23 protein-coding genes are annotated in these 25,744 nt (G+C 74.0%); 15 read left to right on the top strand and 8 right to left on the bottom strand.

The genetic code is table 11. The annotated features are described in order from the left end of the window. The first annotated feature begins 200 nt into the window (after positions 1–200). The gene (locus FF100_RS26505; protein ID WP_139038759.1) at positions 201–1,583 is read left to right on the top strand and encodes a M20/M25/M40 family metallo-hydrolase; all 1,383 of its coding nucleotides are present in this window, start codon (positions 201–203) and stop codon (positions 1,581–1,583) included. Positions 1,584–1,704: 121 nt separating this feature from the next. Beyond that, entirely contained in the window at positions 1,705–2,409 is a 705-nt protein-coding gene (locus FF100_RS26500; protein WP_139038758.1) for an aspartate/glutamate racemase family protein, read from the top strand. Between the two features lie 9 nt (positions 2,410–2,418). Here the strand turns inward: FF100_RS26500 and FF100_RS26495 are convergent, their stop codons facing one another. Then, positions 2,419–3,774, bottom strand: coding sequence for an 8-oxoguanine deaminase (locus FF100_RS26495; RefSeq protein WP_139038757.1), 1,356 nt, complete (start codon positions 3,772–3,774; stop codon positions 2,419–2,421). 142 nt (positions 3,775–3,916) lie between these two features. On the opposite strand from FF100_RS26495, the gene uraH reads away from it, so the two are divergent. Next, positions 3,917–4,282, top strand: a complete 366-nt coding sequence (gene uraH, locus FF100_RS26490; protein ID WP_171070337.1) for a hydroxyisourate hydrolase — start codon at positions 3,917–3,919, stop codon at positions 4,280–4,282. A gap of 89 nt (positions 4,283–4,371) precedes the next feature. Here uraH and FF100_RS26485 read toward each other — a convergent pair whose 3' ends face one another. Further along, complete coding sequence (locus FF100_RS26485) at positions 4,372–4,671, bottom strand: hypothetical protein (RefSeq protein ID WP_139038756.1); 300 nt, start codon at positions 4,669–4,671, stop codon at positions 4,372–4,374. A gap of 363 nt (positions 4,672–5,034) precedes the next feature. On the opposite strand from FF100_RS26485, the gene FF100_RS26480 reads away from it, so the two are divergent. The 3 genes from FF100_RS26480 to FF100_RS26470 all read left to right on the top strand — a co-directional run bounded on the left by FF100_RS26480 (position 5,035) and on the right by FF100_RS26470 (position 7,981). Next, a complete protein-coding gene (locus FF100_RS26480; protein WP_139038755.1) occupies positions 5,035–5,307 on the top strand; it encodes a DUF6894 family protein in 273 nt (90 codons plus the stop codon). A 180-nt stretch (positions 5,308–5,487) separates the two neighbouring features. Continuing rightward, positions 5,488–5,718: a hypothetical protein gene (locus FF100_RS26475; protein ID WP_139038754.1), complete on the top strand. Its 231-nt coding sequence runs from the start codon at positions 5,488–5,490 to the stop codon at positions 5,716–5,718. Positions 5,719–6,280: 562 nt separating this feature from the next. Continuing rightward, a complete protein-coding gene (locus FF100_RS26470) occupies positions 6,281–7,981 on the top strand; it encodes a methyl-accepting chemotaxis protein (protein WP_246102393.1) in 1,701 nt (566 codons plus the stop codon). A gap of 29 nt (positions 7,982–8,010) precedes the next feature. Here FF100_RS26470 and FF100_RS26465 read toward each other — a convergent pair whose 3' ends face one another. From FF100_RS26465 to FF100_RS26455, 3 genes are read right to left on the bottom strand one after another with little or no spacing between them, the layout of a single operon-like run. Then, entirely contained in the window at positions 8,011–10,212 is a 2,202-nt protein-coding gene (locus FF100_RS26465) for a xanthine dehydrogenase family protein molybdopterin-binding subunit (protein WP_139038753.1), read from the bottom strand. Further along, positions 10,209–10,700, bottom strand: a complete 492-nt coding sequence (locus FF100_RS26460) for a (2Fe-2S)-binding protein (RefSeq protein WP_139038752.1) — start codon at positions 10,698–10,700, stop codon at positions 10,209–10,211. The genes FF100_RS26465 and FF100_RS26460 overlap by 4 nt, the downstream gene beginning before the upstream one ends. 13 nt (positions 10,701–10,713) lie before the next feature. Beyond that, positions 10,714–12,069, bottom strand: a complete 1,356-nt coding sequence (locus FF100_RS26455) for a cytochrome c (protein WP_205825034.1) — start codon at positions 12,067–12,069, stop codon at positions 10,714–10,716. Positions 12,070–12,432: 363 nt separating this feature from the next. Between FF100_RS26455 and FF100_RS26450 the strand changes: the two genes are divergently transcribed. Both FF100_RS26450 and FF100_RS26445 read left to right on the top strand, forming a co-directional pair. Continuing rightward, entirely contained in the window at positions 12,433–12,681 is a 249-nt protein-coding gene (locus FF100_RS26450; protein WP_246102391.1) for a hypothetical protein, read from the top strand. Between the two features lie 72 nt (positions 12,682–12,753). Further along, complete coding sequence (locus tag FF100_RS26445) at positions 12,754–13,218, top strand: GNAT family N-acetyltransferase (protein WP_139038750.1); 465 nt, start codon at positions 12,754–12,756, stop codon at positions 13,216–13,218. A gap of 227 nt (positions 13,219–13,445) precedes the next feature. On the opposite strand, the gene FF100_RS26440 is transcribed toward FF100_RS26445, so the two are convergent. The 3 genes from FF100_RS26440 to FF100_RS26430 all read right to left on the bottom strand — a co-directional run bounded on the left by FF100_RS26440 (position 13,446) and on the right by FF100_RS26430 (position 16,606). Next, positions 13,446–14,765: an MFS transporter gene (locus tag FF100_RS26440; RefSeq protein WP_425463359.1), complete on the bottom strand. Its 1,320-nt coding sequence runs from the start codon at positions 14,763–14,765 to the stop codon at positions 13,446–13,448. Positions 14,766–14,991: 226 nt separating this feature from the next. Then, entirely contained in the window at positions 14,992–15,741 is a 750-nt protein-coding gene (locus tag FF100_RS26435) for an SDR family NAD(P)-dependent oxidoreductase (protein ID WP_139038748.1), read from the bottom strand. A gap of 4 nt (positions 15,742–15,745) precedes the next feature. Continuing rightward, positions 15,746–16,606: a 2,4-didehydro-3-deoxy-L-rhamnonate hydrolase gene (locus FF100_RS26430; RefSeq protein ID WP_139038747.1), complete on the bottom strand. Its 861-nt coding sequence runs from the start codon at positions 16,604–16,606 to the stop codon at positions 15,746–15,748. A 171-nt stretch (positions 16,607–16,777) separates the two neighbouring features. On the opposite strand from FF100_RS26430, the gene FF100_RS26425 reads away from it, so the two are divergent. The 7 genes from FF100_RS26425 to FF100_RS26395 all read left to right on the top strand — a co-directional run bounded on the left by FF100_RS26425 (position 16,778) and on the right by FF100_RS26395 (position 25,304). Further along, a complete protein-coding gene (locus tag FF100_RS26425; RefSeq protein ID WP_139038746.1) occupies positions 16,778–17,599 on the top strand; it encodes an IclR family transcriptional regulator in 822 nt (273 codons plus the stop codon). Between the two features lie 317 nt (positions 17,600–17,916). After that, positions 17,917–19,728, top strand: a complete 1,812-nt coding sequence (locus tag FF100_RS26420) for a methyl-accepting chemotaxis protein (RefSeq protein WP_139038745.1) — start codon at positions 17,917–17,919, stop codon at positions 19,726–19,728. After that, a complete protein-coding gene (locus tag FF100_RS26415; protein ID WP_139038744.1) occupies positions 19,721–21,025 on the top strand; it encodes a chemotaxis protein CheW in 1,305 nt (434 codons plus the stop codon). The genes FF100_RS26420 and FF100_RS26415 overlap by 8 nt, the downstream gene beginning before the upstream one ends. Beyond that, a complete protein-coding gene (cheB, locus tag FF100_RS26410; RefSeq protein WP_139038743.1) occupies positions 21,022–22,134 on the top strand; it encodes a chemotaxis-specific protein-glutamate methyltransferase CheB in 1,113 nt (370 codons plus the stop codon). The genes FF100_RS26415 and cheB overlap by 4 nt, the downstream gene beginning before the upstream one ends. Then, the gene (locus tag FF100_RS26405; protein WP_139038742.1) at positions 22,131–22,976 is read left to right on the top strand and encodes a CheR family methyltransferase; all 846 of its coding nucleotides are present in this window, start codon (positions 22,131–22,133) and stop codon (positions 22,974–22,976) included. The genes cheB and FF100_RS26405 overlap by 4 nt, the downstream gene beginning before the upstream one ends. Further along, on the top strand, positions 22,969–25,038 hold the full coding sequence (locus tag FF100_RS26400; protein ID WP_139038741.1) for a chemotaxis protein CheA: 2,070 nt from the start codon (positions 22,969–22,971) through the stop codon (positions 25,036–25,038). The genes FF100_RS26405 and FF100_RS26400 overlap by 8 nt, the downstream gene beginning before the upstream one ends. Continuing rightward, the gene (locus tag FF100_RS26395) at positions 25,035–25,304 is read left to right on the top strand and encodes a hypothetical protein (protein ID WP_139038740.1); all 270 of its coding nucleotides are present in this window, start codon (positions 25,035–25,037) and stop codon (positions 25,302–25,304) included. The genes FF100_RS26400 and FF100_RS26395 overlap by 4 nt, the downstream gene beginning before the upstream one ends. Positions 25,305–25,744 lie beyond the last annotated feature (440 nt).

Genomic DNA, 25,744 nt, shown 5'->3' with positions numbered 1-25,744 from the left:
GCGGTCGCCTGCGGGACGCGAGGCGGGAAACCTTCCCCCCTCCGAAGGGGAGAGGGTGCCCCGTGCAAACCTCGGAGCGCCATGCGTCCACCGCCGCCCGTCGCCCGCACCTCACCGCTTCTGGCCGTCGCCCCGCTGCGCTAGTGATGGCACCCTGAGCGCCGGGCCGACTGAGGGCCCGGCCAGACCGGAGACCCCGCATGGCCGCGCCCGACCGGATTCTCAACGACATCGACCGTGACCTCGACAATTCCCTGGAGCGGCTGTTCGCCTTCCTGCGCATCCCGTCGATCTCGACCGATCCGGCCTTCGCGGCGGAGTGCCGGAAGGCCGCCGAATGGCTGAAGGGCGACCTCGCCGCCATGGGCTTCGACGCGTCGTTGCGCGAGACCGGCGGCCACCCGGTGGTGCTCGCCCATTACCCGAAGCCGGGCGCGCCGCACGTGCTGTTCTACGGCCATTACGACGTGCAGCCGGTCGATCCGCTGGAGCTGTGGGAGACGCCGCCCTTCGAGCCGCGGATGGCGACGCTCCCCGACGGCCGCACGGTCATCAGCGCGCGCGGCGCCTGCGACGACAAGGGCCAGGTGATGACCTTCGTCGAGGCCTGCCGCGCCTTCAAGGCGATCGACGGCGAGCTGCCGGTCGGCGTCACCCTGTTGATCGAGGGGGCGGAGGAGAACGGATCGCAATTCCTGCCCGAATGGGTGGCGGCGAACCGCGACGAGCTGAAGGCCGACGTCGCGCTCGTCTGCGACACCGGCATGTGGGACCGCGACACCCCGGCCATCACCTCGTCGCTGCGCGGGCTGGCCTATTTCGAGGTCACGGTCCGCTGCGCCGACCGCGACCTGCATTCCGGCCTGTTCGGGGGCGCGGCGGCCAACCCGATCCGGGTGCTCTCGCGCATCATCGCCGACCTGCACGATGAGGACGGCCGGGTGACGGTACCGGGCTTCTACGACGGCGTGCACGAGACGCCGCCGGAGGTGCTGGAGCAGTGGCGCGGCCTCGACCTGACGCCCGAGAGCTTCCTCGGCACCGTCGGGCTGAACCGGCCGGCGGGCGAGCGCGACCGGATGCTGATCGAGCAGATCCAGTCCCGCCCGACCTGCGACGCCAACGGCATCATCGGCGGCTATACCGGCGAGGGCACCAAGACGGTGATCGCCGCGCAGGCCAGCACCAAGATCTCGTTCCGCCTCGTCGGCGACCAGGATCCCGAGGCCCTCGACCGCAACTTCCGCGCCTTCGTCGCGGCTCGCATCCCGGTCGATTGCTCGGCCGAGGTCATCACCCACAAAGGCTCGCGGGCGCTCGCGCTGCCCCACGGCATGCCGGCGCTCGAGGCCGCCAAGCAGGCGCTCGCCGAGGAATGGGGCCGCGCCCCGGTCACCATCGGGTCGGGCGGCTCGATCCCGATCGTCGGCGACTTCAAGCGCACGCTCGGCCTCGACACGCTGCTGGTCGGCTTCGGCCTCGACGACGACCGGGTGCACTCGCCGAACGAGAAGTACGATCTGCAGAGCTTCCACAAGGGCACGCGCAGCTGGGCGCGGATCCTGGCGGCGTTGGCGAAGTAGGGGGCGGCGCCGGGCCGGGTCGATCGGCCCTCCCGGCGCCACCTCACAGGATCGTCCCGGGTTCCGCTGTCGCCGCCCCGGGATGACGATCGAGGGATCTCCGCGAGCAGGGCAGGCTGGAATGCAGCAGAAAGTCATCGGCCTGATCGGCGGGATGAGCTGGGAGAGCTCGGCCGAGTACTACCGCATCATCAACGAGACGGTGCGCGCCCGTCTCGGCGGCCTGCGCTCGGCCCGCTGCCTGCTGTGGTCGTTCGATTTCGGCGAGATCGAGGCCCTGCAGCAGGCCGGACGCTGGGACGAGGCGACGGCCGCGCTGATCGAGGCCGCCCGGCGGCTGGAGCGGGGCGGGGCCGAGTTCGTGGTGATCTGCACCAACACCATGCACCGCATGGCCGACGCGGTGCAGGCGGCGATCGGCCTGCCGCTCCTGCACATCGCCGACCCGACGGCGGAGCGGATCCGCGCCGCGGGCATCCGCCGGGTCGGGCTCCTCGGCACGGCCTTCACGATGGAGCAGGACTTCTACAAGGGCCGCCTCGCGGCGCGCTACGGCCTCGACGTGCTGGTGCCGGAGGCCGACGACCGCGCCGCGGTGCACCGGGTGATCTACGAGGAGTTGGTCCGGGGGCGGGTCGAGCCCGCCTCGCGCGAGGCGTATCGCGCGATCATCGCCCGGCTGGTCGAGCGGGGCGCCGAGGCAATCATCCTCGGCTGCACCGAGATCATGCTGCTGGTACGGCCCGAGGACAGCCCGGTGCCGCTCTTCGACACCACGGCGCTGCATGCCGAGGCGGCGGTCGATCGGGCGCTGGCGGGACACTGACCCGGGCCGCTACTCCCCGTTGATCAGCCGGCGGCTCAGCGCGTTGTGATCCTCGGCCAGCACGCCCGTATCCAGCGTCGTGAGCCGCCCCTCGCGCACCACGATCCGCCCATTGATCACGCTGAGCGCCACGCCCGGCGGTGCGCAGAACACGAGCGCCGCGACCGGATCGTGCAGGGCGCCCGCGGTGGACAAGCCGCGCAGGTCGAAGGCGACGCAATCGGCAGCCATGCCGGGTTTGAGCGCCCCGATATCGTTGCGTCCGAGCACCCGGGCGCCGCCGAGGGTCGCGAGTTCCAGGGCCGCGCGGGCAGTCATCGCGGCGGGGCCGTGGCCGACCCGGGCGAGGAGCATCGCCTGGCGCGCCTCGCCCAAGAGATGACTGCCATCGTTCGAGGCCGAGCCGTCGACGCCGAGTCCGACCGGCACGCCCTCGCAACGCATCCGCGGCACCGGCGCGATGCCGGAAGCGAGCCGCATGTTCGAGCACGGGCAGTGCGCGACGCCGGTGCCGGTGCGGGCGAAGAGCCGGATGCCGGCCTCGTCGAGCTTGACGCAGTGGGCGTGCCAGACGTCCGGCCCAACCCAGCCGAGATCGGCGGCGTAGTCCGCGGGCGTCATCCCGAAGCGTTCGCGGCTATAGGCGACGTCGTCCTCATTCTCGGCCAGATGCGTATGGAGCGAGACGCCGTACGCGCGGGCCAGCATGGCCGCGTCCCGCATCAGACCCGGGCTGACCGAGAACGGCGAGCACGGCGCCACCACGATCCGGCGCATCGCGAACGGTGCCGGATCGTGCCAGGTCTCGATCAGCCTGCGGGTGTCGGCGAGGATCGCGGCCTCGTCCTCGACCAGCGCATCGGGCGGCAGGCCGCCGGCGCTCTCGCCGACGCTCATCGCTCCGCGGGCGGCGTGGAAGCGCAGGCCGATCGCGTCGGCGGCCTCGATGCTGTCGTCGAGGCGGCAGCCATTGGGATAGAGGTAGAGGTGGTCGCTCGAGGTGGTGCAGCCCGACAGCATCAGCTCGGCCATCGCGGTCTGCGTCGAGACCCGCACCATCTCGGGCGTCAGCCGGGCCCAGATCGGATACAGCGCCTTCAGCCAGCCGAACAGGTCGGCATCCTGCGCCGCCGGCACGGCCCGGGTCAGCGACTGGTACATGTGGTGGTGGGTGTTGATCAGGCCGGGCAGCAGCACGTGGCCGGACAGATCGATCACCGTGTCGGCGCTCTCGGGCAGCGTCTCGGGCCCGCCGACCGCGACGATGCGGTTGTCCGCGAGGAGCACGAAGCCGCCCTCGATCTCACGCCGCGCCTCGTCCATGGTGACGACGCGGTCGGCGTTGCGCAGGAGAAGCGTGGCCATGCGAGACTCCGGCAGGTGAGGCCGCATGCTGCGCGGACCGGCCGGGGCCGGTCAAGCCACGCTTGACCGAACGGCAGCCCTCAAGCACCTCACGAGTCCTGCACCGCCCACGTCCTGCATCCCCCGAGACCGGAGACCGATCATGTCGAGCCAGAGCCTGCCACGCCTGACGACCCATGTGCTGGACACCGCCCATGGCCGCCCGGCCGCCGGTGTGGCCCTGCAACTCTGGCGCATCACGGACGGCGTGCGGGAGGAGGTCGCCCGCACCCTCACCAACGCGGATGGGCGCTGCGACGCGCCGCTGCTCGCGGGCGAGTCGCTGCGGCCTGGCACCTACGAACTGGTCTTCGCGGTCGGCGCCTATTTCGCGGGCGCGGGCGATGCGGGGGCCGGCGACTTCCTCGACGAGGTGCCGGTGCGCTTCGTGGTCCGGCCGGGGCTCGACCATTACCACGTGCCTCTCCTGATCGCGCCCTATTCCTACAGCACCTACCGGGGCAGCTGAGCGACGGCGCCTGCCCCCGCGCATCGTCCGACGACGCGCGGACTGGTTCGTCCCGAACACTGCTGTGGCGCCGGGCGCCGGTCCGCCGATCAGGCGCCCGGCTTCTGCCAGCCGCGGCGGCGTTCGGCGAGGCCGTGCTCGCGGTAATGGAGCAGAGGATTGACGCCAGCCCGCGCCACGTCCGGATTGGCCGAGAGGTAGCCGCTGGTGCTGAACTCGGCCGATGGGTCCCGACCCTCGCGCCAGCCGAAATACAGGTAGTGGTCGAGGGGATCGCACCCCTCCGCCGCGACGTCCGGGTTCTTGCCGAGGTAATAGACCGGATCGAAGCCGCCGATGAGCGCGGGGGGATCGGGTCTGCGGTTCCAGTTGACCATGCGCCAGAACATCGGACGTCTCGGGCTCCCATGCGGGAGACCGCGCGACACCCTTATGCGACGATGGGCGTTTCGGCGGAGTCCCTGACCTCAAGGAAGCCCGAAATCCGGGGCCGGCGCAATAGGCCTCTCGCCGGCTTCCCCCCGGCGTCCCGACCGCCTTTCGGGGGGACCCCGGCGATCCTGCGGCACCTCCCGGCCCTGCCCGTGCCCCGTCGCGGTCAGAGCTGCGCCGAAAAGGCCGATCCCCGTTCCCGGACCAGTGAACAGACCGGAATCGGCATTGTAACCCCCGGTGAGGGGACTGGAACGGAGGGAACAAACAGGGCAGGTAGAGCCACCTGCACACACACTGTTCGCTGGGAAGGACTGCCCATGCCCCGATACTTCTTCAACACTCATATCGGCGAGGACGTCATCACCGACCTGAACGGTGAGGAGCTGCGCGATCCCGATCACGCCTGGGAGGCCTCGCGCTCGATCATCCGCGCGATGATGGACGACCCGAAGAACCAGGACCGGCTGCTCGCCGCGAGCCTGGTGGTGACCGACGAGGCCGGTGAGGTGGTGCTGGAATTCCCCTTCGCCGAGGCCCTGGCCGGGGACGCGCCCGAGGAGCCCCGGCACGACAGCCCGAACCTCCATTGAGGCGGGGCGCCGCCTCTCCGCGGGCCGCGTTCGGCGCCGGTCGGTCGTGAGAGCATGACAAATCACCGCCGCGCCCTACATGAATGTCTGGCGCCGGCGGCGGACCGCACTCGGCGGCCCGTTCGACCCGGTGCCCTCCGAGGCCGCGGCCCGCCCGCGCCTCGCAAGAGGGATGACGTCATGGCGACCCAAGACAGCACCGCGCGCGGACAGGCCGAGACCCGCGCGGCGCGGGCCCAGATGCAGGCCGAGATGGCGGCGCAGGCTTGGGCCGATCTCGCCAACGCGGAGCGCAACCGGGACGACAACACGGCGCGCCTGAAGGCCCTGCGCCTCGCCCGCCAGGCCGAGGCCGAGGTGGTCGCGGCCGCCAAGCCCGCGCCGAAGGCGCGGGCGAAGAAGAAGGCCTGAGGTCTACCGCGCCGACGGCGCGGGCGAAGAAGACAGCCTGAGGTCTACCGCGCCGGAGGCGTGGAGCGACGAGACGGTCGATGGTGCGGCGGGGCAGGGGCCCCGCCTTCCGCCCGACCCGGCCGGGACGAGGGCCGTCCGACGCCGGGTGGGGTAAGCCGGGGTGAGATGCCGGCCGACCGGAGAACGGCATGCCGCCCGCGACCGGGCCGCCCCTGGCAGCCGTCCGGCCGCACCCCGCCGAATGTCACCGGCCTGGCGGATGGCGCCGGCCGCGATCCCGGTGTCGTTCGAAGCTCCAGGCGAGGCCTGGAAACTCCCATCGAGTATCGCGTCGCCGCATCGACATGCGCGGCACTGCGGAACATGCCCGTCACCCGCAGCCGCATCATGGCCCATCGGCAATCATTCTTGCGCTGACACGACCGAACGCGCAAGCATCGCATCAGTACTGTCTTGGACTCTAGTGTGCCGGCAGCGTCTTCGGGCGCCGGCGGCCGGTCTAGCGATACCAATCGTCAACATGTCTCGCCTACCCGGTTCCCGAAACAGGGGAATGGGCATGAAGAACCGCTTCGGCATGACGACGAAGGTGGTCGTCATCGTTGCGTGCGCGATCGTGGTGACGACGGCAGCGATGTGGGTGGCGGCCTCGCGCCAGATCTGGAGCGATCTGCAGCGCCAGGATCTGGAGCGGACGCACCAATACGGGCGCACCCTCGCCCTGGTCTTTGCCGGCCGGGTGCCGGGCGCCACGGCGACGATCGCGGACGGGCGGGTCGCGGCGGTCACCGCGCCCGGTCTGACCGCCTTCGCCGACAGCACGGTGGTCGACGATGCGGTCGCCTATGTCGGCGGCAGCGCCACGGTGTTCGCCTACGACCCCGCGCGCGACACCTTCATCCGCCGGGTGACGACGATCCGCAGGGAGAATGGCGAGCGTGCGGTCGGCACGCCGCTCGCGCCCGACGGCCCGGCGCAGGCCGCCCTGCGCCGCGGCGAGGCTTTCCAGGGCGAGGCGATCCTGTTCGGCCGCCATTTCCAGACGCTCTACCAGCCGACCCGCGACGCTGGGGGCCGCGTCAACGGCGCGCTTTATGTCGGCGTACCGGTCGAGGAATCCTATCTCGGCTATGCGGCGACGATGCGCACCGTCACCCTCGCGGCAGGAGCGATCGCGCTCCTCGCCTGCCTGGTGGCGGCTTTGGCGGCGCGCCGCCTGGTGCGTCCCCTCGTCGACATCGCGACCCGGGTCTCGAGCCTCGCCGCCGGCGATCTCGACGCCCCGATCCGCCACGCCGGGCGCGGCGACGAGATCGGCGCCGTCGCCAAGGCGCTCGAATCCTTATGCGAGACGAGCCGGCACGCCCGGACCCTCGAGGCGGAGGGCCGGCGCGGCAGCGAGGCGGCGGAGCGCCGGCGCGCCGCCCGCGACGCGGCCATCGCCGCCTTCCGGGGCGAGGTGGCCGCCCTGGTCGCGGCCCTCGGGGGACGCGTCGCGGCGCTGACCGAGCGGGCCGGCGCGATGGCCGTGCAGGCGCAGGCCGCCGAGGGCGCGATCACCGCGGCCTCCGCCCGGTCCGAGGCCGCCTCCGGCAACGTCGCCACCGTGGCGGGCGCCGCCGAGGAGCTGTCGGCCTCGGTCGCCGACATCACCGGCCAGGTGGTCCGGGCGCAGGACAGCACCGCCTCGGCCCTCGCCGAGGCCGTCGCGGCCGACGGACGGGTCGGCGAGCTGGTCCGCGCCTCGACGCAGATCGGCGACGTGGTGGCGCTGATCGACGCCATCGCCGCCCAGACCAACCTGCTGGCGCTGAACGCGACGATCGAGGCCGCCCGGGCGGGCGCCGCCGGCCGCGGCTTCGCAGTGGTCGCCGCCGAGGTCAAGGCGCTCGCCGGCCAGACCGCGAAGGCGACCGAGGAGATCACCCGGCAGGTCGACGGCCTGCGCGCGGCCACCGACGAGACCGCCGGCGCCCTGGCGCGGATCCGCGCCCGCATGCACCGCATCGACGAGACCACCGCCGGCATCGCCTCCGCGGTGACCCAGCAGGGGGCTGCGACGCGGGAGATCTCCCGCAGCGCCGGCGGCGCGGCGGAAGCATCGTGCGCGATGGCGCGGGACTTCGACACGGTGCTCGCCGCATCGCGCTCGACCGCCGGCGCCGCCGGGACGGTCGATGCCGCTGCCCGCGAGGTCGACGACCTCACCGGGCGGCTCGACGCCGAGGTCGAGCGCTTCCTGCGGCAGGTGGCGGCCTGAGGTGGCGGCCTGAGGCGGCGGCCTGGCTCTCACACGCCGATCGCGGCCTTCACCAGTTCCGGCCGCATCGGCAACTCGCGCAGGCGCACGCCCGCCGCCTGCCGGATCGCGTTGGCGAGCGCCGCGGCGGTCGGGCCCTGCGCCACCTCGCCGGCGCCGAGGAAGGGCGATCCGGGCCGGTCGATCAGGTGGACGTCGATCCGGTCCGGCACGTCGGGGAATCGGGCGATCGGGTAGGTGCTCCAGTCGCGGCTCGTCGGGCCCTCGGCGTCGTGGCCCACCGCCTCGAACAGGCTCCAGCTCATCGCCTGGATGATCCCGCCCTCGATCTGGTCGCGGATCCCGTGCGGGTTGACGACCTCCCCGGCATCGACCGCGGCTTGCGCCCGCACCAGCCGGACCCGGCCGCTCTCGCGCTCGAGCGCCACCTCGACCGCGAGCGCGCAATAGGCGGCCAGGTTCTTGTAGCGGGCGAAGGCGAAGCCGGCGCCCCGATTCTTCGGCAGGATCGTGCCCCAGCCGAACCGCGAGGCGGCGGCCTCGATCACCGCCCGGGCGCGCGGGTCGTCGAGATGGCGCAACCGGAACGCGACCGGATCGGCGCCCGCGGCCTCGGCGAGCTCATCCAGGAAGCTCTCGATCGAGAACACGTTCATGTAGGCGCCGAGGCTGCGCAGGGCCGAAACCCGCAGCGGCATGTCGGTGACGAAATCGTGCGCCACCCGCGCCCGCGGGAGGCGGTAGAGCGGAATCGCGTTGCGGTCGCCGCCGCCCTCGGGCTGGGCCAAGGCCTTCGGCGGCGGCGCTGGGAAGGGCGTTTCGAGCATCCGGGCCGAGAGCAGCTGGCCGGCGCCCGGCGGGCGGGTGAGGTGGGTCGGGCTGCGCACCGCATAGTCCCAGTCGGCGATGCGGCCGTCCGGCCCGAGCGCCGCCGAGGCCGTGGTCAGCATGGCGCCGCCATAGGGTTCCCACAGGTGCTCCTGCTCGCGGGTATACTGCACCCGCACCGGCCGGCCGGGGAGGGCCTTCGCCAGCAGGGCGGCGTCGCCCGCCGCGTCGTCGGCGCCGTTATGGCCGTAGCAGCCCGACCCCTCGACATGGATGCAGCGGATCCGGTCCTCGGGCAGGGCCAGCATCTCGGCGAGCGCCTTGCGCAGCGGGAACATCCCTTGCGCGTGCGACCACACGGTGAGGCGGTCGCCGTCGAACTCGGCGACGGCGCAGGACGGGCCGATCGAGCCGTGCATCTGGTAGCGGCGGCGGTACTGCGCGGTGAGCCGCCGCCCGGCGGGCGCCGGAGCGCCGGTCCCCGCCTCGTGGATCACGCTCCGCGTGGCATCTCGACTGGCGAGGTCGGTGAAGAGCGCGTCGGGCTCCGGCACCGGGGTGCCGCCCTGCCAGACCGCGACCTGCGCCAGCGCCCGCATCGCCGTGACGGCGGCGTATTCCCGCTCGGCCAGTACCGCCAGGAAGCTCCCGTCGCGGTGGATCCGGACCACCCCGGGCCGGGTGGCCACGGCGGCGGCATCGACATCCACGAGCCGCGCGCCGGGGCGGGGCGGCCGCACGATCCGGGCATGGACCATCCCGGGGGCGCGGATATCCTGGACATAGGCCGCGCCGCCCGCGACCTTGGCGGGAATGTCGACCCGCGGCAGCGGCCGGCCGACGATCGCGTAGGTCGCCGGATCGCGCGGCCGCACGCTGGCCGGCACGTCCGCATCCAGCGCGACCTCGGCGGCGATCTCGCCGAAGGCGAGGCGGCGACCGTCGGGGGCGGCGACCGCGCCGCCCGCCACGGTCAGGGTCTCGGGCGCCACGGCGAGCCGGCGCCCGGCGGCCTCCGTGAGGAGGGCGCGGGCCGCCGCGGCGGCGTGCCGGATCGCGGTGGCCGAATCCTGCATCGAGTGGCTGCCGGCGGTGTAGCCCTCGTTCGGGGTCAGCTCGGTATCGGCGGTGACGAGGCGCACGGAGTCCGGGGCGACCCCGAGCTCCTCCGCCGCGACCTGGATCAGCGCCGTCTTGATCCCCTGGCCGAGTTCCGCCTTGCCGGTCAGCACCGTGACCGCGCCGTCCTCGCCGATGCGGATCCAGGCATCGATCCGCGGCGCCTCGGGCAGGCTGCCGGGCAACTTGCTGGGGGAGTCGGCGGCAAGCGCGGTCCGCTCCGGGCCGATGCCGACGAGGAGCGCGCCGCCGACGAGCAGCGTGCGGCGGGTGAACGCGGTCATCGCGCCGCCCCCGTGGTGGTGGGCCCATGATCGGCTTCGCGTCCGGCGGCGCGCGCCACGGCGGCGAGGATCCGCATGTGGGTGCCGCAGCGGCACAGGTTGAGCCGCAGGGCCGCCCGGATCTCGGCCTCGTCCGGATGCGGGTTGGCCTTCAGCAGGGCGTGGGCCCGCATCACCATGCCGGCGATGCAATAGCCGCATTGCGCCGCGTTCTCGGCGATGAAGGCGGCCTGGAGCGGGCCCGGATTCTCCGGGCTTCCCAGCCCCTCGACGGTGGTGACGGGCCGGCCCTCCAGCACCCCGATCGGGGTGAGGCAGGACAGGACGGCCCGGCCCTCGACCTCCACCGTGCAGGCGCCGCACTGGCCGAGCCCGCAGCCGAACTTGGCGCCGTTGAGCCCCAGCTCGTCGCGGAGCACGTAGAGCAGCGGGGTCTCGGGCTCGGCCGCGACGGCGTGCGTGCGGCCGTTCACCGTCAGGTTCGGCATCGGCGGCTCCTCGTCACGGGCTCGGCCCGGCCCGCGCGGCACGGGGCGAGGGATCTCGGGTCTGCGGATCACGCGGTCGTGCGTCCCGCATCACGTCGCGCACCGTCGCGTCGAGCGTCGGCCACGGCCCGTCCGGGCTGAAGCGGGCACGCAGGTAGGCGGCGAGATCGGTCATCTGGGCCTGTGTCAGCAGGGTGCCGTAGGCCGGCATGATCGGCCCCGGGGCGTGGTCCCGCGGCGCGATGCCGTCGCGCAGCACGAGGATCAGGTTGCGTGCATCGGGCGCCCGCAGGGTCGTGCGGTGGCCGAGCGAGGGCGTGGTGTAGGGCACGCCGCCCGCCGCGCCGCCGCCGCTCTCATGGCAGACCGCACAGGCGCCCGCATAGGTCGCCGCTCCCCGCGTCAGCGCGGAAGCCTCGGTGGCGACCGCCCGGTCGACCGGGCCGGTGCGGCTGCCGTCCGGGCCGGGCCCGTAGAGCGTCGCCACGTAGGCGGCGAGCGCCCGGATCTCGCCCGCCGGGACGGCCCGGTGCGCGTCGACCACCGGGCGCATCGGGCCGGCGGCGCCGCCGTGGAGCGGGTCCCAGTCGGCGAGGTAGCGGGCGAGGTCGTCCCGGCTCCAGGGCAAAGGCGAGGGCGAGGAGCGGTCGAGGGGCGGCGCCCACCAGCCGTCGGCCACGCCCCCCGCATAGGCCCTGGACCGGATCTCGGCGCCGAGCCAGTTGCGCGGCGTGTGGCAGGCGCCGCAATGGCTCAAGGCCTCGGCGAGATAGGCGCCGCGGTGCCATTCGGGATCGCGGCGGGGATCGGCCGGGGCGGTCGCGCCCGGAATCGTGGGCGTCCGGACGAACAGGAGCTTCCAGCCGGCGATCAGCGGGCGCCAGGACAGGGGGAAGGGCAGGGCGTTGGCCTTCGCCTCCGCCCGTACGGGCTCCCGGGTCATCACGAAGGCGTAGAGGGCGGCGATGTCCGGTTCCGAGAGGCCGGCATAATGCGTGTAGGGGAAGGCCGGGTAGAGGTGGCGCCCGTCGCGGTCGACGCCCTCGCGCATCGCCCGGGTGAAGGCGGCGAGCGTCCAGTGGCCGAGCCCGGTCTCCGGATCCGGCGTGATGTTGGTGGCGTTGATCGTGCCGAACGGCGTGGCGATGCCGCGGCCGCCGGCATAGGGCCGGCCGCCCTCCGCGGTGTGGCAGGAGGCGCAGTAGCCGAGGGAGGCGAGGACCGCGCCCTGGCGCACCAGGTCCGGCGCGGTCTCGGCCGGGCTGGGACCGCCGGGCGGGAGCGCGGGCCGCCAGGCTGCGAGACCCAACCCCGCGGCGGACGCGAGTGCCGCCGCTGCGAGCCAGACGGCGATGCGGCGACGCTGCACCCGCGCGGACCTCCCGTGACGTGTCGTGCCGGACAAGCCCGTCCGGCATCGACACAACCTGCGCTTCCGGTCACGGTTCCTGCGCGCCGCCGCCGCAGGCCGGCGTCGCCACCGCTCGCCCGCCATTCGGCGAGAGCCGACCCCCGTGCCGCCGCGCAGTCTTGCCGCAATCCGCCGCAACAATGCTATCGTTCGATCCGACCGGCGAGGCCGGATAGGCTTGGCTGTGTTCGGACCGGCGGCGGAGCTTCCGTACGGTCCCGTTCTTGCTGATCCCACGGGGTCAGGAGGGCCATCCGCCCCGGGATCGGCCCGGGTCAGCCCCCGCGCCCGAGACCGATGCCGTCACGAGACCGATTTGCCATGGCGCAGCAGAGCTTCCAAACCCGCCACACGCCGCCGCCGATGAGCGACGACGACGCGGCCTGCCGGGCCTGCTGCGGGCAGATGCGCGCGCATTGGGACGAGCGGCCCCATGCCCGCCTGATGGTAGTGGCCTCGACCCCTGTGGTCGAGGCGTTCGGCGGCGGCGTCGAGACCCGCTACCTCTGCCTCGAATGCGGGCACACGCTGATGCATTCCACCGGCCGGTTCGGCCAGGGTTGGCACTGACGCGAGCCGTCCCGGGCTTGAGCGGCGCCCCAGGCCGGGCGATGGACGGGACGGTCTCTCGGGAATCGCCGCATGCCCCTCGCGCTCGTCACCACCACTGAGCGGCCCGACCTCGTGCCCGTCACCGCGCGATGGCGCTGGGAGGCTTTCCTGCAGGGGCAGGGCCGCTCCCTCGCCGAGGTGACGGCGGCGGAGGCCGTGCCCGCGCCCGGCCCGATGCCCCGCACCTGCGTGCTCCTGGCCGACGACGAGCCCGTCGGCATGGCGAGCCTCGCCGCCCACGACCTCGATCCGCGTCCCGACCTGACCCCGTGGCTCGCCGGCGTCTACGTCGCCCCGCCGGCGCGGGGGCGGGGCCATGCCGTGCGGCTCGTCGCGGCGGTGGAGGCGGAAGCCCGCTCCCTCGGCGTCCCGACCCTGTGGCTCTACACGCGCAGTGCGGAAGCGCTCTATGCCCGGATCGGCTGGCGAACGGTCGATCGGTTTCCGTACCGGGAAAAGACGTACGCGCTGATGCGGCGGGATTTTGCCCAATGACGAGCACGGTCCACGACATCGGCCGACGCGATGCCGCGGGCCCACGATCCGTCACAAGCCACAATCCCGTCCCCGGACGACCGAAACGACGTCGGAGGTGATCCGGGACAGGGGCGGCGGTTCGCGAGGGAACGTCGCCACGCCGAATCGTCTCCACGTCATCCCGGGTTCCGCTGCACGGCCCCGGAATGGCGGTGGAAAGCGTCGCGTCCGCGTTGGCCCCCCCGTCAGGCTGCCGGCTCGCGCCGTACCCGCACGGCCAGCAGCAGGAAGGCGGCGATCACCGGACCGGCGGCGAGCGCCAGGAGGGCCGGGGTGAAGCTCTGGGTCGCGTCGCGAATCCAGCCGACCAGGTAGGGCCCGCCGAATCCGGCGATCTGGGCGAGCCCGTTGATCATCGCGAGCCCGCCGGCGGCGGCGGCCCCGGTGAGGAACTGGGTCGGCAGGGCCCAGAACACGCCGAGCAGCGCCCAGACCCCGAAGGCGGCGGCGCAGAGCAGGAGCAGGCTGAGGAGCGGCGTCGGCGCCACCGCGCTCGCGGCGAGGAACAGCCCGCCGATCAGCGCCGAGAGGGCGGTGTGGTACTTGCGCTCGCCGGTGCGGTCGGAGGAGCGCGCCACCACCACGAGGCCGATCGCCGCGAACACGAACGGGATCGCCGTGACGAAGCCGGTCTGGAGATCGGACAGGCCGCCGATGCTGCGCACGATCTGCGGCAGCCACAGCACCACGCCGTACACCGCGACCGCGTTGAACATGTAGACCAGGGTCAGCAGCCAGACCCGGTGATCGCGGAAGATGGCGCGGAACTCGTGCGAGCCGACGCTCTCGACCTGGCGGTTCTCCTCCGCCAGCGTGCGGATCAGCCAGGCGCGCTCCTGCGCGTCGAGCCAGCGGCCGTCCTCGGGCCGGTCGACGAGGTAGAAGAACGTCACCACGCCGAGGATCACCGCGGGCGCCGCCTCGAGGATGAACAGCCACTGCCAGGCGGCCAGCCCGAACCAGGTCGGGTTGGCCGACAGGATCCAGCCCGAGAGCGGCGCGCCGATCACGCTGGACAGCACGGTCGCGGTCATGAAGCCGGCGGTCGCCTTGGCGCGGTCGCGGGCCGGGTACCAGTAGGTCAGGTAGAGCAGGATCCCGGGCACGAAGCCGGCTTCGGCCAGCCCGAGCAGGAAGCGCATGGCGTAGAAGCTCCACTCGCCCTGCACGAAGGCCATGCCGCCGGAAACGAGGCCCCAGCTCACCATGATCCGGGCGATCCAGCGCCGGGGCCCGACCCGGTGCATGATCATGTTGCTCGGCACCTCGAAGGCGATGTAGCCGAGGAAGAAGATGCCGGCGCCGAGCCCGTAGGCGGTGGCCGACAGCCCCAGATCCTTGTTCATGTGAAGCGCCGCGAAGCCGACGTTCACCCGGTCGAGGTAGTTGATGATGAACAGGACGAAGCAGTAGAGCACGATGCGCGGCCGGAGCTTGGCGAGGACCTGGCGGCGCAGGGTCTCGTCCTGGTTCGGCGGGGCGGCGGCGCCCGCGACGGCGGTCATGGATGCGGTGGTCATGGGGTCCTCCCGATGGATCGCCGGCGGGCGCGCCATGGGGTGGGCCGCGCGACGATGCGGGGTCTTTCCAAATATTCTGAGGGATTGGCCCTGCTGGGGGCGTATGGATCGCGCAAAAGATGACGCGCATCCCCCTCTCCCTGCGGGCGGGGAGAGGGGGATGGCCCGCGATTTCACCATGAAGCGGGTGAGTGGCTCGCGCCACGACCGCTCAATACGTCGCCCGCCCTCCCGACACGTCGAACACTGCACCGGTCGAGAACGACGCCTCCTCGCTGGCCAGGAAGCAGATCAGCGACACCACCTCGTCGATGGCGCCGAAGCGGCCGATCGGGATCTTCGACAGCATGAAGTCGATGTGCTGTTGCGTCATCTGGTCGAAGATCGCGGTGCGGACCGCCGCCGGGGTGATGCAATTGACCCGGATCTCCGATTTCGCCAGCTCCTTGCCGAGCGACTTGGTCAGCCCGATCACCCCGGCCTTGGAGGCCGAGTAGGCCGAGGCGTTGGGGTTGCCCTCCTTGCCGGCGATGGACGCGACGTTGACGATGCGGCCGTAGCCGCCCGCCTCCATCGCCGGCACCGCGGCGCGGTTGCAGTAGAACAGGCCGTTGAGATTGACGTCGATCACCCGCTGCCAGGCCTCGACGGGGTAGTCGCGCAAACTCGTGTTCGGCCCGGTGATGCCGGCGCTGCACACGAGCACGTCGAGCCGGCCGCCGAGGGCCGCCAGGGTCTCGCCCATCGCGCTCTCGACCGCGGCGGCATCCGCGATGTCGAGGGCGCGGGTCTCGGCGGCGCCGGATTCGCCCTTGGCCTTCGCCAGGGCCTCCGCGTTGAGGTCCCAGAGCGCGACCGTCGCGCCCTCGGCCCGGAGGCGCGCGGCGACGGCAAGGCCGATGCCGGAGGCGCCGCCGGTGACGAGCGCGGTGCGGCCCTCGAAACGGTTGGGATAGGTCATCGCCTCACGCCTCCCGGCGCTTCCAGGCGGTCACGTCCTGGCGCTGCTCGCCCAGCTTCTCGATGCCGAGCGTCATCACGTCCCCGGCCTTGAGGAAGACCGGATCGGGCTTCATCCCCATCCCGACGCCGGGGGGCGTGCCGGTGGTGATGATGTCGCCGGGCATCAGGGTCATGAAGCGGCTGACGTACGAGACGATCTGCGCGCAGGTGAAGATCATCGTCCGGGTGTTGCCGGTCTGCATGCGGCGGCCGTTGAGGTCGAGCCACATGTCGAGATTCTGCGGGTCGCCGACCTCGTCCGAGGTGACGAGCCAGGGGCCGACCGGCCCGAAGGTGTCGCAGCCCTTGCCCTTGTCCCAGGTGCCGCCGCGCTCGATCTGGTACTCGCGCTCCGAGACGTCGTTGACGAGGCAGTAGCCGGCGACGTGATCGAGCGCCTGCGCCTCCTCGACGTAAGACGCGCGCGTGCCGATGACGATGCCGAGCTCGACCTCCCAGTCGCTCTTCACCGAGTCCTTCGGCAGCATCACCTCGTCGTTCGGGCCCGACAGCGAGGTGATCGCCTTGGTGAAGACGATCGGCTCCTTGGGCACCGGCAGGTTCGACTCGGCGGCGTGATCGGCGAAGTTGAGCCCGATGGCGATGAACTTGCCGACATTCGCCACCGGCGTGCCGAGGCGGGCCGAGCCCTCGACCACCGGCAGGCTGCCGGCGTCGATCGCCTTCAGGCGCGCGAGCGCCTCGGCGCCGAGGGCGGCCGGCCCGAGATCCGGGAGATGGCCGGACAGGTCGCGGATGCGGCCCTCGGCGTCGAGCAGGCCCGGCTTCTCCTGGCCCGCGGGGCCGTAGCGCAACAGCTTCATGGGGAGACCTCCTTCGCGGCGCGCCGTCGCGGCGCGCGGGTTCACGGGCGCGAGGCAGGGCTTGCGACGGAGGGCGACGGCATCGCTCGGTTTCCTCCGGCACGGCCCTGGCGCCGCACCATCTGATCCCATATATTGGGATCTTGTTCTTCTATGTGGGACGATACGCCTATGGCCGCGAAGCCGTCAACCGGGGGCGAGGGCGCCGCACCGGGAAGTCAGACGCTCTTGCGCGGCCTCGCGATCCTGGAGGCGGTGGCGGCGGGCGCCCGCGACCTCGCCGGCCTCGCGTCGGCTCTGGGTACGACGCGCAGCACCACCCACCGCCTCGCGGCGGCTCTGGTCGAGCAGCGCTACCTCACCTTCGCGCCGCGGGACGGCTACGGGCTCGGGCCCAAGCTCCTCGAACTGGGGTTCCGGGCCCAGCAGGCGGCGCCGGTGACCCGGGTCGCCCGGCCGCATCTGGAGCGCCTGTCGGAAGCCTGCGGCGACACCATCCATCTCGGCGTCCTGGAGGGCGACTGGGCGCTCTACCTCGACAAGCTGCCGGGGCGCCGGCGCATCGAGATCAGCTCGCGGGTCGGCGAGCGCCAGCCGGTCTGGTCGACGGGCCTCGGCAAGGCCCTGATCCTCGACCTCGACGAGGCGCGCTGGCGTCACTTCCACCATCTTGGCGAGGCCCGCGGCGGTCACGATCCGGACCTCGAGACGTGGCTGGCGCGGATGCGGGCTTACGCGGCGCGCGGCATCGCCTACGACCGGGAGGAGAACGAGCCGGAGGTGCGCTGCGTCGCCGCCCCGATCCGGGATGCGAGCGGGGCCATCGTGGCAGCGTTCAGCGTGACCAGCACGGTGCAGTACATGGACGAGGTGCGGATGGAGGATCTCGCCGGAACGGTGCGGGAGGCCGCCCGCGCGATCTGCCGGGATCTCGGCTGGCAGGATCTCGGGTGGCAGGATCTCGGCCGGCCCGCCATCGGCTGGGCGGAGTAGGCCGTCCTCCTCCCCAGGCCGATCCCCCGGCGCGCTTGCTCCCGCCGCCTGCCTCCGGCAAACCGGTATCGACGGTGCGCGGATTGTTGGCGGCGATGGCATTGGTGAAGAAGGCGAAGCTCGCAGGTCCCGCCGCTGCGGCAAGCCCCGCCGGCGCGGCAAGCCCTGCCGCTGCGGCAAATCCGGCTGGCACGGCAAGACCTGCTGCGTCGGAGAGCCGGGACGGCGCGACAGCGGAGCCCGCACCCGCCGTCGCACCGGCGGGCCGGCGCGGCCGGACCCGCGAGCGGGCGATCCAGGCGACGCGCGACGGCACGATGACGCGCCGTCAGAAGGCGACCGAGCGCCTCGGCGCCGCCACCGAGGAGCTGGCCGCCGGCGTCGCCGAGGCCTCGGCGGCGGCCGAGGAGCTGCGGCGGGCGATGGAGCAGATCGCCGGCGGCGCCGAGGAGGCGGCCGGCGCAGCGCAGGAATCGCTCTCGGCGGTCGGGGCGATCGTCGCGCGCCTCGGCGAGGCGCGGGAGCGGGCCGACCTGTCGCGTCGCCGCACCGCCGCGTTCCAGACGCTGCTGGCCGAGGCGAGCGCCCAGGCGACCCAGTCGATCGCCGCGATCGAGGCCGAGGCTGGGCGCCAGGAATCCACCGTCGCCCTCGTCGACGGCCTCGACCGCGGGGCGGCCAGCATCGGCGAAGTCACAGGCACCGTCGGCGACATCGCCGACCAGACCGGGCTGCTCGCCCTCAACGCCGCCCTGGAGGCGGCCCGCGCCGGGGCGCACGGCGCCGGCTTCGCGGTGGTGGCCGACGAGGTGCGAGGGCTCGCCGAGACCGCGGAGACGAGTGCCGGAGAGGTGCGCGAGCGGGTGGCGGCGATCCGCGGCGAGATCCTGTCGCTGGGTGGCGCGATCCGCACCGCGGCGGCGCAGGCGGCCGCCGAGGCGGCGTCGGCCGGGCGCGTCGCCCGGCAGCTCGAGGAGGCGAGGGGCGATCTCGGGGTGCTGGCCGAGGGCGCGCAAGCGATCCTGGTGGCGTCCCGGCAGGCGGAGGCGACGACCCGTCAGGCCCAGGCCGGCGCCGAGCAGGTCGCGGCCGCGGCCGAGGAGCAGGCGGCCGCGGCCGAGGAGGCGCAACGCGCCGTCGCCCAGCAGACCGAGGCCCTCGACCAGGGCCAGGTGACCGCCGAAAAGCTGGCGGCGCTCGCCGAGACGCTGCGCGGGACACCCGAGGCGCGCGGCGGCCTGTCGGAGATCGGGACGGCCGCGGACGTGCTCTCGGCCTCGATCCAGGAATTGTCCGGGGCCGCGGCCGAGATCCTGGCCGCCGCCGACCAGATCAGCCGCGGCCTCACCCTGCAGAGCGCCGCCGTGCGGCAATCCGCCGAGGCCATGGCGGAGGTGGAGGCCGCCGCCGCCGGGGCCCGGGCCGGCGCCGACCGGGCCCTGGCGCAGGTCGCCGCCATCGCCGGGACGCTGCACCGCGCCCGAGCTGCGATCGACGGCCTCGCCGACGGGGTCGGGCAGGCGCTGACCGGGATGCGGGACTCGCTGGCCCGCCTCGACGCGATCGAGGACGAGGCCCGGCGCATCGAGTCGATCGGCGAGGGGATCGCCCTCGTGGCGGTGCAGATCGGCATGCTGGCGGTGAGCGGCACCATCGAGGCGACCCGGGCCGGCGAGGCGGGCCAGGGCTTCGTCCTCGTCTCGGCCGATATCCGCGCCCTGGCGCGGGACGCCGCCAAGGGAGCCGACCGGATCCGCGCCACCGTGAGGGGGATCCGGGACGGGAGCACCACCCTGCTGCGCGCTCTCGAACGGTCGATCGGCGCCGGCGAGGCCGAGGTGGCGCGGAACCGCGCGCTCACCGCGAGCCTCGCGACGGTCGCCGCCGACGTGACGGAGCTGGAGCGCGCCAATCGCGAGATCCTGGAGGGCGCCGAGGCGGTCCTGGCGGCGGCCGCCGATATCGCGGCCGGCGCACGCCAGATCGCCGCCGCTGCCGAGGAAGCCGACCGGGCCTCGACCGAGGCCGCCATCGCCGCCCGCCAGCAGGCCCGCGGGGCCGAGGATCTGGCGGCGGCGGTGGAGGAGATCGCGCTGCTCGCCGACGAGCTGCAGGGCGCGGATGCCTGAGGCCGGCCTCGAGCGCTTCCTCGTCGTGTCGGTCGGATCCGGAGCCCGCGTGGCCCTGCCGGCGGCGCGCGTTCGCAGCGTGGCGCCGGTCCCGGCCCTCACCCGGGTCCCCGGGGCGTCGGCGGCGCTCGCCGGCCTCGCGGCCACCCGGAACGGGGCGCTTCCCGTCCTCGACCTCGCCCGCCTGCTCGCCCCGGAGGCGGCGCCGACGCCGGCCGGCCGGATGGTGCTGGCCGAGGCGGACGCGCCGGTCGGGCTCCTCGTCGGCGGCGTCGCCGGCCTGACGGCGGATCCCGGCGCGGCGCCGGTTCTCGACCTGCCGGCCCTCGTGGCCGGATGCCGTCCCCGCCGGACCGCCCTCACCCCGGGCGCGGTCGAGCGTCCGGGCGGGAGTCCCACGCCGGCCCGCCCGCCCGTCGCCCTCCTGATGCTCACGGTCGCGGGATCGCCCTACGCCTTGCCGCTCGACATGGTCGAGGAGGTGGTGGCCCTGCCCGCGATGGTAGCGCCGGTACCCGAGGGCGGGCCCGCCACCCTCGGGGCGATGCCGTGGCGCGGCCGGGTGCTGCCGCTCCTGTCCGTCTCCGCCCTGCTCGGCCGGGAGCGCGCTGCCGGCAGCCGGGCCGCGGTGGTGCGCGGCGTCGGGCTGGTGGCGGAGCGGATCGGGCCGGTGCTGCGCCTGCCCGCGGAGGCGATCGATCCGGTGCCGCGGGCCTGGCCGCGCGGTGGCGCGGCCGCCGGCTTCGCCCGCTTCGACGGCGGCCGGATCCTGGTCTGCATCCTGTCGGCTCAAGCCTTGATCCGGGAGGGGGAGCCGGATCCCGGCCACCAGCCCCGGGTCCCGGTCCGGACCGAGTCCGTGCTGGCGCTCGACCTCGCCGGCGAGCGTTACGGCCTGCCCGCCGACGCCGTGCGCGCGGCGGTGCCGGCGCCTGAGACCCTGGTGAGAGTGCCCGGGGCGAGGGACGGGCTTGCCGGCCTCGCGACCCTGCGCGGCCGGGCGCTGCCGGTCCTCGACCTGCGCCGCCGCCTCGGCCTGCCATCCGCGCCGGCGACGGGACGCCGGCGCCTGCTGGTGATCGAAGCGGATGGTGCCCGGGCGGGACTCCTCGTCGACGGGACGGCCCGCCTGATCCGGCCCGAGGCCGGGGCGATCCGGCCGGCCCCTCCCGGGACCGGGAACGGACTGGTCGCCCGGGTCGCGGCCCTTCCCGACGGGACCCTGTCCCTGATCGATCCGGCGGCACTCCTGGCGCGGCCGCCGCGGAGCATGGCCCCGGAAGGCCGGCCGGCATGATCCGCCTTCTCGTCGTCGACGACTCGGCGCTGATGCGCAAGGTGCTGGGGAGCATCTTCGCCGCCGAGGGCGATTTCGAGGTCGCCTTCGCCCGCGACGGGCTGGAGGCCCTCGACCTCCTGCCCCGCTTCGCCCCGGACGTGGTCACCCTCGACGTCACGATGCCGGGTCTGGACGGGCTCGCCGTCCTCGACCGGATCATGCTGGAGCGACCCTGCCCGGTGGTGATGCTCTCGACGCTCACCGCGTCCGGCGCCGAGACGAGTCTCGACGCCCTGGCGCGGGGCGCGGTCGACGTCCTGGGCAAGCCTGCCGGCGCGGTGTCGCTGGCGATCGATCGGCTCGCCCCCGTGCTGGTCCAGAAGGTGCGCGCGGCCGCCAAGGCCCGGCCGCGCACCGCCCACGGCCTTGCGGCGCGCCTGCGGGCCCGCCATGCCGGCCTCGGCCCCGATCAGGCGCGTCCGCCGGGTCCCCCGCCTCCTTCCCCTCATCCCGCCCGCCCCGCGGCCGAGCCCGAAGCCGCGCCCGTGGACGCCGGCGGCGGCCTCGTCCTCGTCGGCACCTCGACCGGCGGTCCGCCGGCGCTCACCGCCCTGCTCGGCGAGTTGCCGGCCGATTTCCCCTGGCCGATCGTCGTTGCCCAGCACATGCCGGCGAGCTTCACCGGGCCGCTGGCGCGCCGGCTCGACGGGCTCTCGGCCCTCGCGGTGCAGGAGGTGACGGCGCCGGTCGCCCTGGTCCCGGGCCGGGTCTATGTCGGGCGGGGCGATGCCGACGTGATCGTGGTGCGCCGCCCCGGCGGCCTGATGGCGGCGCCGGCCCCGGCGCAGGCGGAGTATCCCTGGCACCCGAGCGTCGACCGGCTGGTGGAGAGCGCGCTCGGCCTGGTGCCGCCCGCCCGCCTGGTCGGGGTGCTGATGACCGGGATGGGCCGCGACGGCGCCCGGACCATGGCGGAGCTGCGCCGCCGCGGCGGGCGCACCATCGCGGAGGCCGAGGCGACGGCGGTGGTCTGGGGCATGCCCGGCGAGCTGGTCCGGGCCGGCGGCGCCAGCGTGGTCGCGCCCCTCGACGCCATTGCGGCCGAGCTGCGGGCGCTGCTGCCGTGACCCTCGACGAGTCCGACCTGACGCGGATCTGCGACCTGCTCTACCGCCATACCGGCATCCTGGTGCCGGGCAACCGCCGCCCGTTCATCGAGCGCCGGGTGCAGGAGCGGATGCGGGCGACCGGCGCCGGCACCCTGCCGGCCTATCTCGCGCGGCTGCGGGCCGACGCGGAGGGCGAGGTGCAGCTCTTCGTCAACGCCTTCACGGTCAACGAGACCTACTTCAACCGCGAGGAGCACCAGCTGCGCTGCCTCACCGCCTCGCTTCTCGGCCCGCTCACCGCCGGCCGGTCGCGGTCCGATCCCATCCGGATCTGGTCGATGCCCTGCGCGACGGGCGAGGAGCCGTACTCGCTGGCGATCTGGCTCCTTGAGCACTGGCCCGAAGTCGACGCCTGGGAGATCGAGATCGTCGGCTCGGACATCGACACGCGGGCGCTCGCCGCGGCGGAGGCCGGGCTCTACGGAGCCCGGGCGCTGATGCGGCTCCCGCCCGTCCTCGTCGCGCGCTACTTCATCCGGGAGGAGGCGGGATCGGGGGGATCCTGGCGCCTGCGGCCGGAGCTGCGCGGCTCGGTGCGCTTCACCCGCCGCAACCTCGTCGACGGGGCCGGGATGGCCGAGGAGGGGCGGTTCGACGTCGTGTTCTGCCGCAACGTCCTGATCTACTTCGACGACGCCTCGCGAAAGGTCGCCGCCGACAACCTGTTCGCGTCCTTGCGGCCCGGCGGGTTCCTCTGCCTCGGCCATACCGAATCGATGGCCCGGATCCCGTCGCGGTTTTGCACCCGCCGCTTCCCGGATGCGATCGTCTACCAGCGTCCGGAGGAGGCCCATGACTGAGGATGCAGCCCCCGCCGCCCTCCCGCCGCCCGACGATCTCGTGACGGAGTTCGTGACCGAGGCCCGCGAGCTGATCGCGGCGGCGGCCGAGGACCTGCTGGCGCTCGACGGATCCTCCGGTGCCGGGACCCCCGATCCCGACGTCGTGAACCGGGTGTTCCGCGTCGTCCACACCCTCAAGGGCTCGGCCGCCCTGTTCGACTGGCCGGCGATGCTGGCGCTCCTGCACGCCGCCGAGGACGGGCTGGCGGCGGCTCGGGTCGGCACGCTCCAGGCCGGCGCCGATCTCGTCGACCTGTCCCTGGCCGCCCTCGACGCCGTCGCCCGCTGGACCGAGGCGATCGCCGCGACCGGCGCGCTGCCGGCCGGCGCCGCGGCGGAATCGGCGCGGCTCATGGCGCGCTACCGCGCCCGGCTGGCGCCCGCGACAACCGCGGCCGAGCCCGATGACGCCCTGGCCGGTCCGGTGCCCGGCTGGGCCGCGGCCCTCCTGGCGGATCTCGGCGAGCGTTCCGCCGGGCCGCTGACCGCCCTGCGCTACGCCCCGCGTCCCGATTGCTTCTTCTCCGGCGACGACCCGGTCGGGCTGGTACGCCGGCTGCCCGGGCTGGTGGCCCTGCGCCTCGATCCCGCCGCGCCCTGGCCGCCGCTCGACAGCCTCGACGTCTTCGCCTGCAACCTCGCCGTCACGCTGCTGACCACCGACCCGCGGGCGGAGGTCGAGGCCGTGTTCCGGCTGGTGCCGGATCAGGTCGAGGTGGCGGCGCTGGGGCCCCCCGTGCCGGCGCAGGCCGCGCCCGAGCCCGCGACGGGAGCCGAGGCCGCCGCGATCCCACAGAGCGAGGTCTCCAGGACCCTGCGGGTCGAGGCCGGCCGGATCGACGCCCTGGTGGCCCTCGCCGACGATCTCGCCGCCGCCCGCACGCTCCTCGGCGAGGTCGTCGCCCGGGCCGGCGCCGGGGCGAACCTTGCGGATTGTCTCCCCGCCCTGCGGGCGAGCGACGAGCGGATCGGCCGCCTCTCGGCCGAGCTGCACCGCGAGGCCGTGGGCCTGCGGCTCCAGCCCCTGGCGCGGGTCTTCCGCCGCTTCCCGCGGGCGTTGCGCGACATCGCCCGCCAGCTCGGCAAGGAAGTGACCCTGACGCTCGCGGGCGAGGAGACCGAGATCGACCGCGACGTGGCCGAGGGGCTGTTCGAGCCGCTGCTCCACCTCCTGCGCAACGCCGTCGACCACGGCATCGAGCCGCCGTCGCTGCGCGAGGCGGCCGGCAAGCCCGCAATCGGGCGCATCGTCGTCGCGGCAGAGAGCCGGGCCGAGCGGGTCGTCGTCACGGTCAGCGATGACGGCCGCGGCCTCGACCCGGCCTTTCTGCGCCGCCGCGCCGCCGAGCGCGGCCTGATGGCGCCCGAGGCCCTGGCCGCCCTCGACGAGGCCGGGGCGATCGACCTGATCTTCGCCCCCGGCTTCTCGACCGCCGCGTCGGTCGGCGCCGTCTCGGGCCGCGGCGTCGGCATGGATGCGGTGCGCGCCGCTGTCGCCCGCCTGGGCGGCACCTGCACCGTCGAGAGCCGTATCGGCGCCGGCACCACGATCCGCCTGCGGTTGCCCCGCGCCCAGTCCCTCGTCCGGCTGCTCCTGGTCGAGGTCGGGCCGGAGCGCTACGGTCTGCCGATGGAGGCCGTGGTCGAGCTCGCCCGGATCCCGCGCGCCGAGATCCGCGACCTCGCCCCGGGGGCCGTCACGGTCCTGCGCGACCAGACGGTGCCGGTGCTGCACCTCGCCGACCTGCTCGACCTGCCCCGCGGGCCCGATGAGCCTCGCAGGGCGTGGCCCGAGGCGCGGCTCGCGGTGGTGCGGGCCGGGCGCGAGCGCGTCGCGATCGAGGTCGACCGCTTCGCCGGCCGGTTCGACGGGCTGGTCCGGCCGTTGCCGCCGCTCGCCGCCGCGCCCGGCCTCGCCGGCACCACGCTGTCCGGCGACGGACGAGTGCTGCTGGCGCTCGACCCGGAGGCCCTCGTCGGGCGGGACGATCCGCGAGGAGAGGGGGAGAGCCTGCCGTGAGCGTGCGCCGCGACGGAGACCTGATCCGGCTCGAAGGCCCGTGCCCGGTCGAGGAGGCCGAGACCCTGGCCGCCCTGCTCCTCGCCCATCCGGGGATCGCCGTGGAATGGAGCGGTTGCACCGGCCTCCATACGGCGGTGGTGCAGGTGCTGCTGCGGCTGCGCCCGCCGATCCACGGCCTCTGCGGCGATGCCTTCGCGGCGCGCTGGATCGCGCCGTTGCTGAACGCGTCCACGGACGGTCCGTCGGCGCAAGGCGAGGCGTGAGACGACCGACCTCGCACTCTCCCCGGTCCCCGGTCCCCCCGGAGCCGTGCGGCGCAACCCCGTATGACGGCGACAGGGTCCTGGGATCGGTCTTCGACGATCCCCACCCGGCCGTCCGTCCTGCCGGGCTGACCCGTGTGCCGGCCACGCCGACGCAGGATCGACCTCCGGATCGACGGTTCGCCGACGAGCTGCACGGACGCGGATACGCGTCGTTCCGCGACGTTCGGGAGCGTGGGCCGCGACATCCGGCGCGCCCCGCATCGGCATGTCGCTTGCTCACGATCCGCCGCAGCGTCGTACCGGAGCATCGGTCGCTCGTCGAAGACGATGCGCCCGTCGGCGTCCCGGCAACGCGGCCCAAGGCCCTGGCGAACCCGGACGAGTGATCGGTGCGGCGATGGCCGCGACCCCGTGCTCGACCGGTCCGCGGCGCGCGC

The organism is Methylobacterium terricola (assembly GCF_006151805.1).
Classification (GTDB): domain Bacteria; phylum Pseudomonadota; class Alphaproteobacteria; order Rhizobiales; family Beijerinckiaceae; genus Methylobacterium; species Methylobacterium terricola.
Note: the sequence above shows the minus strand (reverse complement) of the source record. Positions and strands in the feature narration are given on the sequence as shown.